This is a genomic window from Parabacteroides sp. CAG:2 (genome assembly GCF_000436315.1).
Classification (GTDB): Bacteria; Bacteroidota; Bacteroidia; order Bacteroidales; family Tannerellaceae; genus Parabacteroides; species Parabacteroides distasonis.
This window is the reverse complement of the sequence record NZ_FR885287.1, coordinates 104,185-117,782: the sequence shown is the minus strand read 5'-3', so window position 1 is coordinate 117,782 and position 13,598 is coordinate 104,185. Positions and strand designations below refer to the sequence as shown.

The 13,598-nt window shown below is 48.9% G+C and carries 12 protein-coding genes; 9 read left to right on the top strand and 3 right to left on the bottom strand.

Annotation, left to right across the window (positions count from 1 at the left end):
• The first annotated feature begins 210 nt into the window (after window positions 1-210).
• The 9 genes from rpoN (at window position 211) to QVP94_RS08570 (ending at window position 9,526) form a co-directional block, all read left to right on the top strand.
• Window positions 211-1,668: an RNA polymerase factor sigma-54 gene (gene rpoN / locus QVP94_RS08610; protein WP_005860047.1), complete on the top strand. Its 1,458-nt coding sequence runs from the start codon at window positions 211-213 to the stop codon at window positions 1,666-1,668.
• Between the two features lie 6 nt (window positions 1,669-1,674).
• Entirely contained in the window at window positions 1,675-2,295 is a 621-nt protein-coding gene (locus QVP94_RS08605) for a phosphatase PAP2 family protein (protein WP_005860045.1), read from the top strand.
• Between the two features lie 16 nt (window positions 2,296-2,311).
• Complete coding sequence (gene gcvH / locus QVP94_RS08600) at window positions 2,312-2,692, top strand: glycine cleavage system protein GcvH (RefSeq protein WP_005860043.1); 381 nt, start codon at window positions 2,312-2,314, stop codon at window positions 2,690-2,692.
• Between the two features lie 2 nt (window positions 2,693-2,694).
• Window positions 2,695-3,201: a 5-(carboxyamino)imidazole ribonucleotide mutase gene (gene purE, locus QVP94_RS08595; RefSeq protein ID WP_005860041.1), complete on the top strand. Its 507-nt coding sequence runs from the start codon at window positions 2,695-2,697 to the stop codon at window positions 3,199-3,201.
• Between the two features lie 106 nt (window positions 3,202-3,307).
• A complete protein-coding gene (locus tag QVP94_RS08590) occupies window positions 3,308-5,143 on the top strand; it encodes a 4-hydroxy-3-methylbut-2-en-1-yl diphosphate synthase (RefSeq protein WP_005860039.1) in 1,836 nt (611 codons plus the stop codon).
• A 33-nt stretch (window positions 5,144-5,176) separates the two neighbouring features.
• A complete protein-coding gene (dut, locus tag QVP94_RS08585; protein WP_022192384.1) occupies window positions 5,177-5,611 on the top strand; it encodes a dUTP diphosphatase in 435 nt (144 codons plus the stop codon).
• Between the two features lie 28 nt (window positions 5,612-5,639).
• The gene (locus tag QVP94_RS08580) at window positions 5,640-7,358 is read left to right on the top strand and encodes a tetratricopeptide repeat protein (RefSeq protein ID WP_005863454.1); all 1,719 of its coding nucleotides are present in this window, start codon (window positions 5,640-5,642) and stop codon (window positions 7,356-7,358) included.
• Window positions 7,355-8,200: a lipoprotein insertase outer membrane protein LolB1 gene (gene lolB1 / locus QVP94_RS08575; RefSeq protein WP_005860032.1), complete on the top strand. Its 846-nt coding sequence runs from the start codon at window positions 7,355-7,357 to the stop codon at window positions 8,198-8,200. The genes QVP94_RS08580 and lolB1 overlap by 4 nt, the downstream gene beginning before the upstream one ends.
• A 6-nt stretch (window positions 8,201-8,206) precedes the next feature.
• Window positions 8,207-9,526: a murein hydrolase activator EnvC family protein gene (locus QVP94_RS08570; RefSeq protein ID WP_022192383.1), complete on the top strand. Its 1,320-nt coding sequence runs from the start codon at window positions 8,207-8,209 to the stop codon at window positions 9,524-9,526.
• 118 nt (window positions 9,527-9,644) lie between these two features.
• Here the strand turns inward: QVP94_RS08570 and QVP94_RS08565 are convergent, their stop codons facing one another.
• The 3 genes from QVP94_RS08565 to QVP94_RS08555 form a co-directional block, all read right to left on the bottom strand.
• Window positions 9,645-10,499 carry a phosphatidylinositol-specific phospholipase C/glycerophosphodiester phosphodiesterase family protein gene (locus QVP94_RS08565; protein ID WP_022192382.1) on the bottom strand — a complete coding sequence of 285 codons (855 nt, stop codon included), beginning with the start codon at window positions 10,497-10,499 and terminating at the stop codon, window positions 9,645-9,647.
• An 81-nt stretch (window positions 10,500-10,580) separates the two neighbouring features.
• The gene (locus QVP94_RS08560; protein ID WP_022192381.1) at window positions 10,581-12,209 is read right to left on the bottom strand and encodes an MGH1-like glycoside hydrolase domain-containing protein; all 1,629 of its coding nucleotides are present in this window, start codon (window positions 12,207-12,209) and stop codon (window positions 10,581-10,583) included.
• A gap of 227 nt (window positions 12,210-12,436) precedes the next feature.
• The gene (locus QVP94_RS08555; protein WP_022192380.1) at window positions 12,437-13,585 is read right to left on the bottom strand and encodes an alkaline phosphatase; all 1,149 of its coding nucleotides are present in this window, start codon (window positions 13,583-13,585) and stop codon (window positions 12,437-12,439) included.
• Between the last annotated feature and the right edge of the window lie 13 nt (window positions 13,586-13,598).

Here is a 13,598-nt window from a genome sequence, read left to right as displayed (position 1 = left end):
CGGAAGAATTACGCCTGATCGAACGATTCTTCCTGCCGATAAAACGGATCGTGAAGGAAGGATTTTAAAGTCGCTAGGGTCCATCATGCACCTTGTTTAGAACTATTATAGTTTAATAGCTGTACTGTTAAAACTAAAAACTTATATTTGCATGTTGATAAATAAGAGGGCGGGTGATTGTCCTGCCCTTACAGTGCAATGATTTAGATTATGTTAAAGCAACAGTTACAACAAAAGTTACAGCAAAAGCTATCCCCTCAGCAGATACAGTTGATACGGCTTCTGGAGCTTCCCGCGATCGAGTTGGAAGAACGTGTGAAGCATGAGCTGGAAGATAACCCAGCCTTGGAGGAAGGAAAAGAGCCTGTTGATGATTTTGAACGAACTGAAAGCGAGGAGGGGGGAGAAGAGATCCCTTCTGTTGATACTGAGACCGACCTTTCTTTGGGAGATTATTTAACGGAAGACGATATACCTGATTATAAGCTACGGGAAATGACCGAGCGTGCGGAACGGAAAGAGGATGTCCCCTTCTCCGTAAGCCAATCCTTGAATGAGTTTCTGTTACAGCAGCTCGGGTTAAGGGATTTACCGGATAAGCAAATGAAAATAGCGGAGTATATCATTGGAAATATCGATGATGACGGTTATTTGAGACGGGACCTTTCGGCGATAGCAGACGATTTGATCTTCCAAGCCGGACAAGAGGTAGATGAGAAGGAGATCGAGTCTATCTTGAATATCATCCAAGATTTTGAGCCTGCCGGGGTAGGTGCCCGTGACTTGAAAGAATGTCTGTTGATCCAGCTGGATAAGAAGGAGAATACTCCGGTTACAAATTTGGCGATTCGTGTTTTGACCGAATATTTCGAGGAGTTCACCCGCAAACATTACGATAAGATCTTACGAGGTCTCGATATCGATGAGGAAACGTTAAAGAAGGTCATTCACGAGATTACTATGTTAAATCCGAAACCCGGAAGTAGTTGGGGTGGTTCTATGGAAGTGGCGATGAGCCAGATCATCCCGGATTTCGTGGTGGAAGCGCATAATGGAGAGCTTATCTTGAGCATGAATAACCGGGGGGTACCGGATATGCGTATCAACCGGGAGTATGCCGAGATGTTTCAGGATTATACGGCGAATAAGGCGAACCAAACCGCTGAGAGGCGGGATGCCGTACAGTTCGTGAAACAAAAGTTGGATTCCGCCCAGTGGTTCATCGACGCTATCAAGCAACGTAATGAGACCTTGCAGCGTACCATGGAGGCGATTATCTATTTACAACGGGACTTTTTCTTGACAGGCGATGAGGCTACCCTCCATCCCATGATCTTGAAAGACGTAGCGGAGCGTGCGGGATATGATATCTCCACTATTTCCCGGGTAAGTAACAGTAAATATGTGCAAACGAATTTCGGTATTTATCCGTTGAAATACTTTTTCTCCGAGTCTATGCAGACCGATACCGGCGAGGAGATCTCGACCCGTGAGGTGAAAAAGATCATGAAAGAGCATGTAGATGCCGAAGATAAACGAAAACCGTTGACCGATGAGGAGTTGGCTACGATCCTGAAAGAAAAAGGATATGTCATCGCCCGGCGTACGGTAGCGAAATACAGGGAGCAACTGGGGATTCCGGTAGCTCGTCTGAGAAAAGAAATATAAAAGCGTATGAAGCTATTCTCGAATATAATATCCTTCGTGTTCCATCCGTTGCTTATGGTGACCTATGGGATCGTGTTGGCGTTGATGTTTACATTCCTCGCCATTTACCCGTTACCTGTGAAGCTGCTGATTGCCGGAGGCACCTTTATTTCGACAGCGATAGTTCCCGGACTTTTCATTTTCTTATTGGTGAAAAATGGCGCGGCCGGCGATATAGAGCTTTCCGACCGGAAGGAACGAGTGGTTCCTTATCTGATTTTTATCACTTCCATCTTGGTCTGTATCTTTTTCCTGTATAAGATGCTGATGCCGTTTTGGTTGTTGGCGATGCTGATCGGGGCTTGCGTAGCCTTGGTAATCGCCTTATGCGTCAATTTCGCTTGGAAGATTAGCGCGCATGCTATTGGTATCGGCGGGTTACTGGGCGCTATTATGGGAGTGGCGCGTATCCATATGATAAATCCCTACTGGGCTTTTATAGTCGTGTTGATCGTGGCCGGTTTATTAGGTACCTCGCGCATCTTTTTAAAAAGACATACACCAATGCAGGTATATGCGGGGTTTTGTCTGGGATTTATATGTACCTTTGTAGCCTCATTAATGAGTTATATCTATTTATTCATCTAATAAAAACACTAAAATTATGAATTTTCCTGCAGATTTAAAGTACACAAAAGACCATGAGTGGATTCGTGTAGAAGGTGACGTAGCTTATGTTGGTATTACTGATTACGCTCAAGGCGAGCTAGGTGAGATCGTTTATGTAGACATTACGACAGAGGGGGAGACCGTCGCTAAAGAAGAGGTGTTCGGTACGATTGAAGCTGTTAAGACTGTTTCCGATCTTTTCATGCCGGTTAGCGGAGAGGTTTTGGAAGTAAACGCTGAATTGGAAGACACTCCTGAATTGGTTAATGAAGACGCTTATGGTAAAGGTTGGTTAATCAAGATTTCTCTTACGGACGCTTCTGAGTTGGAGGAACTATTATCCGCTGAAGACTATCAAAAATTAATCGCTAAATAAGAATGACACCTGTTGTAAGTATTATCATGGGTAGTACCTCGGATCTACCCGTTATGGAGAAGGCGGCTAAGTTCTTGGATGAGATGGAGATCCCGTTCGAGATGCATGCTCTATCCGCACACCGTACTCCCGCTGAGGTGGAGGCTTTCGCCAAAGGAGCTAAAGGACGTGGAATCAAGGTTATCATCGCCGCTGCCGGAATGGCCGCTCATCTTTGCGGTGTGATCGCTTCCATGACGACGGTTCCCGTGATCGGCGTGCCTATTAACTCTACGCTGGACGGTATGGATGCCTTGTTGGCTATCGTACAGATGCCTCCGGGAATCCCTGTGGCTACTGTCGGCATCAATGGCGCTTTGAACGCTGGTATCCTTGCGGTGCAGATGCTTGCCGTCGGCGACGAGCAACTTCAGGAGAAGCTATCCGCTTATAAGGAGGATTTGAAGAAGAAAATCGTGAAGGCTAACGAGGAGTTGGCTAAGGTTTCTTTTAAATACAAAACTAATTAATTGAAAGTTGAAAGTTGAGAATTGAAAATTAAGGAGAAAGTCTCTCTTTAGGTTTTCAGTTCTCAACACTCATTCTCAATTTTCAATTCTCAATTTTCAATGAACAATGGCTTACTTTAATTACAACCGCCGTAAATCATCCGTTGCCCAAATCGGTGACACACCCATGGGAGGTGAGAATCCTATCCGTATTCAATCCATGGCTAATGTATCAACGATGGATACGGAGGCGGCGGTAGCTCAAGCGATCCGTATGATCGAGGCGGGAGCTGAGTATGTGCGTTTTACGGCACAGGGGGAACGGGAAGCCCGAAACTTGGGCGAGATTCGTAAACAATTGAATGAGCAAGGGTATACGACTCCTTTGGTCGCTGATATCCATTTTAATCCTAGAGCGGCTGATGCCGCCGCCGGTGAGGTGGAAAAGGTACGTATCAATCCGGGAAACTATGTAGATAAGGTAAAGACATTCAGCCATCTTGAATATACGGATGAGGAATATGCCGCCGAGATCGAGAAGATCCGCGAGCGGTTCGTCCCTTTCTTGAATATTTGTAAGGCACATGGCACCGCTATTCGTATCGGTGTGAATCATGGCTCGCTCTCCGATCGTATCATGAGCCGTTATGGTGATACGCCCGAGGGGATGGTAGCGAGTTGTATGGAGTTTCTTCGCATTTGCCGGGAGGAGAATTTCCCGGATGTGGTTATTTCGATTAAGGCTTCCAATACCGTTGTCATGGTAAGGACCGTGCGGTTGTTGGTTCGTACGATGGAGGCCGAGAATATGCATTACCCCTTGCACCTTGGGGTAACGGAGGCGGGTGACGGTGAGGACGGGCGTATCAAGAGCGCTGTTGGAATCGGTACGCTTCTATGTGACGGTATCGGTGATACGATCCGGGTTTCCTTGAGTGAGGACCCCGAGGCGGAAATGCCGGTAGCGCGTAAATTGGTGGATTATATTAGGGAACGGGAAAATCATCGTCCTATCGAGGCTTCGATGGCTCCCGGTTTCGATACGGTGGCGACAAGCCGTCGTATAAGCCGTGTGGTGGAAGGTATCGGAGGTACTTTCTCGCCAGTCGTGATCTCCGATCGTAGTAGCGGGGATTTTGAGTTTGATTATTTGTCCTTGCCGGACTATATATATATAGGAAAGGAAGATCCGGATAATTTGCCGGATAATTTCCGTTTATTGGTAGACGCTCATTTTTGGAAAGAGCGTCCGAATGCTTTTCCTTGCTTCATCGCCTCGGAGGCGGAGGAGTTAAAGGATTACGATTGTCCGCTTAAGTTTATCCGTCTGACGTATATGGATCTTACGGATCGTATGTTGGAGATCTTGAAAGCGGATAAGACCGTGGTGGTCTTATTAAGTACACATCATCGGAATGGGGTTGGCTCGCAACGTGCGGCTATGCATAAATTGCTGATGGCGGGTTGTGACGTGCCGGTTGTCTTGCATCGTGATTTCCGGGAGACGGATGTGGAGTTGTTGCAACTGAAATCCGCCGCCGATTTCGGAACGCTTTTGCTGGATGGTTTCGGGGATGGCTTGATGCTGCACAATGAGGGATGCGAGGCGGTTGTCTCGGATCGCTGTATGTTCGGGATCTTGCAGGCTACAAGAACCCGTATCAGTAAGACGGAATATATCTCTTGTCCGAGTTGCGGACGTACCTTGTACGACCTGCAAACAACGATCGCCCGTATCAAGGAGGCTACTTCCCATTTAAAAGGCTTGAAGATCGGTATCATGGGCTGTATCGTGAATGGTCCCGGCGAGATGGCCGATGCCGACTATGGTTATGTGGGTGCCGGACGTGGACAAATCAGCCTGTATAAAGGTAAGGAATGTGTCCTCAAGAATATCCCCGAGGAAGACGCTGTAGAACGTTTAGTTCAGTTAATAAAAGAGAACGGGGATTGGGTTAATTGATTGACTATTGACAATTTGTTTATCTTTGCAAGTATGAAAGTAAGAATTATCAATAAATCGCATCACCCGCTGCCGGGTTATGCGACTCCTTTATCTGCCGGGATGGATATCCGGGCGAATTTGTCGGAATCGGTTGTGTTGAAACCGTTGGAACGTAAATTAATCCCGACCGGACTTTATATCTCGCTGCCGGAAGGCTATGAGGCCCAGATGCGTCCTCGTAGCGGGCTGGCTTTAAAGCATGGGATAACCCTGCTGAATACGCCGGGTACGATCGATGCCGATTATCGGGGGGAGATCGGTATCATTCTCGTGAATCTATCTTCCGAGCCTTTTACGGTGAATGATGGTGAGCGTATCTGCCAAATGGTTATAGCCGCTCATAGCCATGTGGATTGGGAACTCGTGGAGACGTTGGATGATACGGAGCGGGGAGCCGGGGGATTCGGTCATACCGGAAAAGAATAAGAATAATAAGGTTAACAAGAATAATAGGATGTTTAAGCAACTGATATATCTCATCTCTTTCCTCTCGTTGGTCGCTGTGCTCCCGGCTGGTGCTACAGAAACGGAGAAGGATCAACGTAAATTCGATTACTTCTTTTATGAGGGCTTGAACTTGAAGAACGCCGGGAAATTTGACGCCGCTTATGATGCCTTCAACCATTGCTTGGCGATTGACTCGACGGCGGCTCCGGTCTTGTATGAGCTTTCTTCTTTTTATGTACAGTTGAACCGTCCGGAGAAAGCGGTCGAGATGTTGAAAAGAGCCGTAGCCAACAGCAAGGATAATTTCACGTATAAAATGGCATTGGCGTCTATCACCCGGAATCTGGGTATGTATGGCGAAGCCGCCGAGGAGTACGAGGAACTGGTTCGTGATTATCCGGAGAAGGAGGAGCTGAATTATTATCTGGCCGATGCCTTGACGCAAGCCGGCGAGATCGGGAAGGCGATCGAGGCTTATGACGCATTGGAGTCGGTTATGGGTATGAACGAGGCGATCTCCATGCAGAAATACAAACTGTACGTCCAGTTGGAGAAACCGGAAGAGGCTTTCAAGGAGATCGAGAAGCTAGCGGCTAAATATCCTATGGAGGCCCGTTACCAGATCGTATTGGGCGATCTTCATTTGGAAAACGGGGAGATGGACAAGGCTTTGGCTTGCTATCAAAAAGCGAATGAGATTGATCCGACTGACCCTTATTATATCGTCTCTATGGCCAATTACTACGAGGCGAAAGGGGATAAGGAGGCCGCCGAGCAACAAATCCGTAGCGCTTTGGTAAACGAGAAGCTGGACGTGGAGACGAAAGTGAACATCCTTTCCCGGTATATCTTGAAACTGCAACAAACGAAGCAGGGAACCGAGAACGCAAACCATTTATTCCAAACTCTTTTGGAGCAACATCCGGAGGATATTGACTTAAAGCTGATGTATGGCGGTCTCTTGATGGCCCAAGGAAAGACAGAGGAGGCGAAATTCCAGTTCCAGTTGGTAACCGAGATGGAACCGAGTAACGCCGGGGCTTGGCAGCAATTGCTGAATTTGGCTTTGAAAGGGGAGGATATCCCGGAGGTCATCCGTATCTGTACGGCTTGTATGGAGCTTTTCCCCGAGTCGCCGGAATATTACTTCTATCTGGGTATCGCTTACTACCAACAACAGAAATATCAAGAAGCCTTGAATACCTATTATGCGGGCTTGAATATCATCCCGAAGGAGAACCTGCCGCTGAAATCTGATTTCTACGGCCAGATCGGTGATATTTATTACCAGATGGGGCAATTGGATCAAGCGTATAAAGCGTACGATGAGGCATTGAAGTACAATGACAAGAACGTGGTCGTACTGAACAACTACAGTTACTTCCTTTCCTTGGAGAAGAAAGACTTGAAGAAGGCGGAGCGTATGAGCGCCCAATGTATCAAGCTGGAACCGGACAACGCCACGTATCTGGATACCTACGCTTGGATCTTCTTCGTACAAGGAAACTATACCTTGGCGAAAATCTATATCGAGAGCGCTTTGGAGAAAGATAAGACAAAGAGCGCCGAACTCGTGGATCATTATGGGGACATCCTTTTCATGAACGGTGATAAGGAAAAAGCGGTGGAGCAATGGAAAAAGGCGAAAGAGATGGGGAAGGATTCCGAGATCTTGAACCGTAAGATCGCCGAGCAACAATATATAGAAGACGAGAACGCGAAATGAAAAGAGACTATTTCTTGACCTTCCTGTTATGTGGAGGTCTTTTACTTTCGATGTTGACAGGCTGTAAATCGTCCAAGAAAGTCGGGACGGTGGAATCCGCTAGCGTGAAGGCTCATAATGAGTTCTTCCAGTCGGTGGAGGATCAATCCTTCCAGTTCCGTACCTTGACGGCCCGGCTGAACGTGGATCTGGATATCCCCGGTAAGCAAATGAGTTCTCGGGTGGATATGAAGATGGTCAAGGATAGCGCTTTCCAGCTGTCGGTACAGCCATTTCTCGGGATCGAGATCTTCCGTATCGAGTTGAGCCGGGATACGATCAAAGTGGTAGACCGCATGAATAAACGCTATATGATCGAGAATTATTCCAATTTGCAAGGACAGACTCCGATCGAGTTCAACTTCTATAATTTGCAGGCTCTTTTCACGAATCATCTGTTTATCCCGGGGGAGCAAGGCGTTTCCCGTAAGCATTATAATCGGTTTAAGCTGAATCAAGAAGGTCCGGTCGCCGAGATCAAGACGAAGGATGCCATGGGGTTATTCTATACCTTTAAGGCGGACGGCGAGGAGAAACTTCTCTCTACCTATGTAGCGGATCCTTCCGATCGTTATGCCTTGCAATGGCTGTACGAGGATTTTCGCTTGGTGGATCGGCAGCCGTTCCCGATGTTGATGGATGTGCAGGTGTTGAAGAACGGGAATCCCGAGGGTGGGGTGAAGATCCATTACTCCCGTATCCAACTGGACGAGCCGCTCAAGTTGGATTTTTCGGTTCCTTCTAAATATAAGCGTATTACCTTTGCGCAAGTATTGAAAACGATTACGAATCTGAATCAATAATCTATCATGAGGCACGTCTGGATCGTTCTATTGGCATTGTCTTTATCTACCGTGGTTTACGGTCAGAAATCCGCCGCTGTCCGTCAGTTGGAGCAGCAGCGCAAGGAGGCGTTGGCCGATATCGAGGAGACGAATAAATTATTACAGGAGACGGCCCAGACTGCTAAAACTTCCCTGAACCGTTTGAATCTACTTTCCAAACAAATTCTTTCGCGTAAGAAAGTCATCAGTTTATTGAATCAAGAGCTGGATGAGATCGAGAAAGATATCTTGAATATCCAAGGCCAGTTGCGCACCTTAAAACGGGAACTGGGCGATAAGCAGACGAATTACGGTAAATCGATGCGAGGGCTTTATAAACGCCATAGCTCGCAAGATAAATTGTTGTTTATCCTATCCGCCGAGAGTTTCTCTCAATCCATGCGGCGTATGCGGTATTTGCGGGAATATGCGGATTGGCAGAAGCGGCAAGCGAATGACATCGTTGAAAAGCAGGCCGAGATCAGCCGCAAGCAAGCTGAGATGGAGAAGACCCGTGCCGAGAAGCGTACCCTTTTAGGAACTCGTCAAGAAGAGAGTAAGAAGCTAGAAAGCGAGGAAGCTTCTCAGAAAGAGGAAGTCCAGCTATTGAATAAGAGACAAAAGGATTTGAAGGCGGATCTCCAAAAGAAGCGTCGTCAAGCCGAGGCTTTAAACCGACAGATAGAGAAGCAGATCGCCGAGGAGATCGCCCGTGCCGAGGCCGAGGCGAAAGCCGCCCGTGAACGTGCGGAACGTGAGCGCCGTGCCCGTGAACAAGCTGCCGCTAAGGGTAAACCCGTACCGGAGAGTAAAAACGAGCCGATCCGTGAGGAACGTGTGGCGGATACGAAAGGGGGCTATGCGATGACAAAGGCGGAGAAGCAATTGTCCGATAACTTCGCCAATAACCGGGGGCGTTTGCCGTATCCGGTGGCCGGAAGACATACGATCGTCGCTACATTCGGCGAGCAACAGCATCAGGAGTTGAAATATGTTCGTACCAGTAATAGTGGTATCGATATCCAGACCTCACCCGGGGCGGATGCCCGTGCGGTATTCAATGGGGAGGTGACGCGTGTGTTCGTGGTGCCGGGGTATAATAATTCCGTAATCGTTCGTCATGGTAACTACTTGACGGTTTATAGCAATTTGAGTCAGGTATATGTAAAAGCGGGCGACCGGGTCTCTACCCGTCAAGCGATCGGAAGGATCTATTCGGATCCGGAGGACGGTAATTCCACGATCCTTCATTTCCAATTGTGGAAGGAAAAGACGAAGCTGAATCCGCAGCCTTGGTTGGAATAAAAGCGGTTGTGATATGTTAAAACTATGATGGGCATTATAAGGCTGTTACGATGCCTGTTGTAAAGATGCTAGAATGCCCATTGTAACAACCTTATAATGCCTATTGTAATTTTCTCGTTTAACGCTCGTTCAATACGTTGTATAACCCATTCAGGTCATCGGCACCTACCAAGTCTACGCCTTCTTTGATGAAGAAGCGTTTGAACTGCTCGGTATCCGGGGCGCCCCACCAACGGAATAGTTTTCCCTCATCGTGGACTTTCCGGATGATCTCACGCATCTTCTGTAGTTGGTCGGCGGGCATCTCACCTTCGCCTTTCCAAGTGAAGAAATCGGAGTAATTATCGCTTATGACCGGAGCGAGGGAAGCAGGGATGCCCTGTCCCAGATCCTTTATTTGTCCGTCGAGGAAGGTGAAGCGGCTGTTCTCTTTCGGCAGGCTGCTCTTCGGACGGTCACCGGAAAGGAAGAAGAGGACGGCACCTTCTTTATATTCGCCGTTATCGACGGAACAGAAATATTCCTTGTAAGGTTCCATCTGTTTCTTTAATAGCTTGTACATCTCTTCGCCTTGTGCCTTGCAATCCACCATCAGGTAGAAAGGACGATCGCTATCGGGATAGACCTTACCTCCATTCGCTTGTATGCGGGCCACGAGCGACTTGAGGTATAGGTTCTCGAAGGTAATTGCCGGATTGGGTTCCGGGCGATCATGGGAAACGTATAGCTCGTCATCGATCAGCCACAGATCGGCCTCCACGCAGTTGAAGCGGAAGGACAAGGCGTCCAGCAGAGGTCTCTCCCGCCAGTAATCATTGTGCGAGAAGGCGTTGTAATGAATCGCGGAGGAGGCTTTCTGAATCGTCTGCTCCGTGGTTGTCTCCGCCACTTGAACTGTGTCCGATCCCTTCGGGGAGGTGCAAGCCGTACAGAGGGCGAGGGAGGTGATAAATAAGGATAGAATCTGTTTCATATACTAATTGTTTTTTGAGTCTAGTTGTAGAGACGGGGCATGCCCCGTCTCTACAACTGGATGTTTGATGGATTTACTGTTTTATATGGTTTGCGTGCCGGGTTTTACGTTAGCCGTCTTCTGTTTGTCGCCCCAAAGGACGGTTAGTTCCAAGGGGACGTCGCTGGTAATTTCTACCTGCGGCTCTTGGGTAGCGGAAGAACGGGACTTGACTTTGATCGCTACCAGACCGTCGAGGCCGAAAGGATAACGGTCGATACCATAAGCCTCCGTCAAGTTCACGTCTACGGTCAATTTCTTCTCGTACACATTGGAGCGGATGCCGAAGATTTGCTCGATCAAGCCGGAGATCGGTGCCAGTCCGCCCCAGCCCACGAAATTCGGGCGAGCCATGAAGCCCGGCTCCTCATGTTCCGGAGCGTAGTATTCCCAGAACGTACCGGTATTCTTATACACCTTTAGGACGTTATCGTAATGGTTGCGTGCGATCTCGTAAGCCAATTTACGATAGCCTTGTTGCAATAGGCCGGTAATCACCATATAGTTCGCTCCCGGCCATACGCCACCCTGCCAGTAGCGGCCGTTATCCTTGTATTTAGGATGGTTGGCGGCAAGGGAAGGGACGCGGTGCAGGCGGTTGAATGTCTCCTTGTTATCCAGCTCGGCCACGAAAGCATCCATGCGTTCCTTGGACAGGACATCGGTCAATAAGGCCCAGTACGCGTAGATTCCCTTGGTGGAGGAAAGGCTTCCGTCGGCGTATTGATCGAAAAGGAAATGCTCCTTCTCGTCCCATAGGTTCTCGTTGATATACTTCTTTAGCATCTTCTGCTCGTCCTCGAACTCCTCGATCTCCTGCCAACGCTCCAGATAGAAACCCATCTCAAGCAGATGCCCGGCGGTGAAGTATTGTTGCAAGCAAACGTCCAGCCAGATCATATGGCCGTGGCTGTATATCGGATTGTATTTCGGTTCCACCCGGGGCATGTTGTCCATGCCGGTACCCCAACCGCAGGTCCAATACGTACCGTTACGCCACGTATGGTTTAGCTTCAACCATTTATAATAAGCGCAAAGGGCGGGGAATATCTTGTGTAGGCGGTCTATATCGCCGAACTGCTTATAATAGACGATCTCGCTCCAAGGGAGGATGTTCGGTCCGGTACTGGTCGGGTCGTAACGCTCGAAACAATCCGCTCCGTCCGCCTTGATCTCCCGGCAGATGAAACCGTCCGGATGTTGTTTGGCGTAGAAATTATCTAACGTACGCTGGAAAGGGAAGAAACGGGTACCGAAACGGGCGAACATCATCATGAAGGCGGAGTCCCACATGAAGATATTGCCGTTGTAGGCGACATCGAGGTAACTGCATACGAAACCGGAATCCGGTTCCGGGGCCTTGATGTTGCCGATGCCGATTTGCCAAGCCTTCCAGTACATCTCGATTTCCTTCTCGTGTCCGCTCCAAGTCGGGTCCGGGAGGATTTGCTTGGCCTCCTCGAAGGTTCCGGGCGTGATGGTCTCCGGTTTCGCTGTCCGGAACTCGTTCTCGGTCACGAAGGGTTCCTTCAGGTAGGTGTTCTTGTAAGGAAGATTGTACTTGGGTCGTTTCTCTTCCATTTTCTCTTGCGCTAAAAGGTTCCCGGCGGGAACGGAGGCCGCGCCTGCCGCAAGAAGGGATTGCTTTAAGAAGTTTCGTCTTGTTGTCATTCTTTATGATATTTATTGGGGGAGAGAGGGAGAAGGTGCGTCTCAGTCGGTGAACACAGTCCTCCCAGTCGGGTACCGTAGTACTGCTAGTCAAGTACTGCTGTCCTCTCAGCCAAAGTACTGCGGTACTTGGGCAGGGGTACTGCGGTACCCGACCGGGAGGATTGCGGTACTTGACTAGCGGGATAGCGGTCTGTTATACTCTCCATCGGATGAATACTGTTTGATTATAGATTCAGGAGCTTTTTGATCTTCCAGAAGATATCCGTATTCTCGAAAATACCCGTGAAGTTCTCGGCACCCGGGCCGAAAGCGTAAACGGGAACCATCACGCCGCTATGCCCTCCGGTGGAGAATTTACAAACGATACGGCCCTCGTTCAGATCCCCGTCCACCAAGGTAAGGCCACCGGTCTCGTGATCGGCGGTTACGACAACCAATGTCTCACCGTCTTGGGCGGCCCATTCGAAGATACGTCCGATCGTACGGTCGAAATCATGTGTCTCTTGCATCAACAGGTCGATATCGTTGAAATGCCCGTAATCATCCAATTGGGAACCTTCTACCATCAGGAAGAAACCTTCCGGGTTTTGTCCCAGCAGATCGATCGCTTTCATTGAGGCACGAGCCAAGAGATCGCCTCGCTCGGCGGGAAGCGGGGTGTCTACGGTATCGGTAACGCAGAATACCTTGCCTTTTTGAATCTTCGCCAGTTCCTCCCAGCTACGGGGAGTTTGGTAACCTTTCTCCCTTAATTCCTTGAACAAATCGCGACCGTCCGCACGGTTCTCGAATAGCTTGGAGCCGCCGCCGAATACGTAATCGACGCCACAGTTCACGTAATCCGCTACGATCTCGGCCTCGGCGTCGCGATCCGTATTGTGGCAGCAGAAGTCGGCGGGCGTAGCGTCCCATAGGCGACAGGTAACGGCGATGCCGCTTGACAGGCCTTTCTTATTCGCCAAGGTAGCCAAAGATTCCAAGGGCTTGCCTTCCGGATCTACGCCTACCATATGGTAGTTCGTTTTATGGCCGGTGGCCAGTGCGGTACCTCCGGCTCCGGAGTCGGTGATGAGGCGGTTGGCGCAATAGGTTTTCGAGAGGCCGGTGTATTGGGAGTTGTCCAGCCAGAGCTTGCCCCGGTTGGCGGTCCAAGCGGAATACATGTGCATAAGGCTCATGCCGTCGCCGATCATGAGGATCACGTTCTTTATTTTCTTTCCGGTAGGGGGGACTAGTTTCTTGACCTCGTAAGGTTTCTCTAATACATACGTTTGTTCTTTGTCTCGGCGACTTTGTGCCGCGGCCTCCGGAACGATCATGCCGGATAGCAGGATGGCTAAGGAGGATAGCACGGATAGAGTTGTTCTTCTCATATGATTCAGTATT

Coding starts and splice junctions, on each gene's coding strand:
- rpoN (WP_005860047.1), top strand. CDS start 211: ATGTTAAAGCAACAGTTACAACAAAAGTTACAGCAAAAGCTATCCCCT.
- QVP94_RS08605 (WP_005860045.1), top strand. CDS start 1,675: ATGAAGCTATTCTCGAATATAATATCCTTCGTGTTCCATCCGTTGCTT.
- gcvH (WP_005860043.1), top strand. CDS start 2,312: ATGAATTTTCCTGCAGATTTAAAGTACACAAAAGACCATGAGTGGATT.
- purE (WP_005860041.1), top strand. CDS start 2,695: ATGACACCTGTTGTAAGTATTATCATGGGTAGTACCTCGGATCTACCC.
- QVP94_RS08590 (WP_005860039.1), top strand. CDS start 3,308: ATGGCTTACTTTAATTACAACCGCCGTAAATCATCCGTTGCCCAAATC.
- dut (WP_022192384.1), top strand. CDS start 5,177: ATGAAAGTAAGAATTATCAATAAATCGCATCACCCGCTGCCGGGTTAT.
- QVP94_RS08580 (WP_005863454.1), top strand. CDS start 5,640: ATGTTTAAGCAACTGATATATCTCATCTCTTTCCTCTCGTTGGTCGCT.
- lolB1 (WP_005860032.1), top strand. CDS start 7,355: ATGAAAAGAGACTATTTCTTGACCTTCCTGTTATGTGGAGGTCTTTTA.
- QVP94_RS08570 (WP_022192383.1), top strand. CDS start 8,207: ATGAGGCACGTCTGGATCGTTCTATTGGCATTGTCTTTATCTACCGTG.
- QVP94_RS08565 (WP_022192382.1), bottom strand. CDS start 10,499: ATGAAACAGATTCTATCCTTATTTATCACCTCCCTCGCCCTCTGTACG.
- QVP94_RS08560 (WP_022192381.1), bottom strand. CDS start 12,209: ATGACAACAAGACGAAACTTCTTAAAGCAATCCCTTCTTGCGGCAGGC.
- QVP94_RS08555 (WP_022192380.1), bottom strand. CDS start 13,585: ATGAGAAGAACAACTCTATCCGTGCTATCCTCCTTAGCCATCCTGCTA.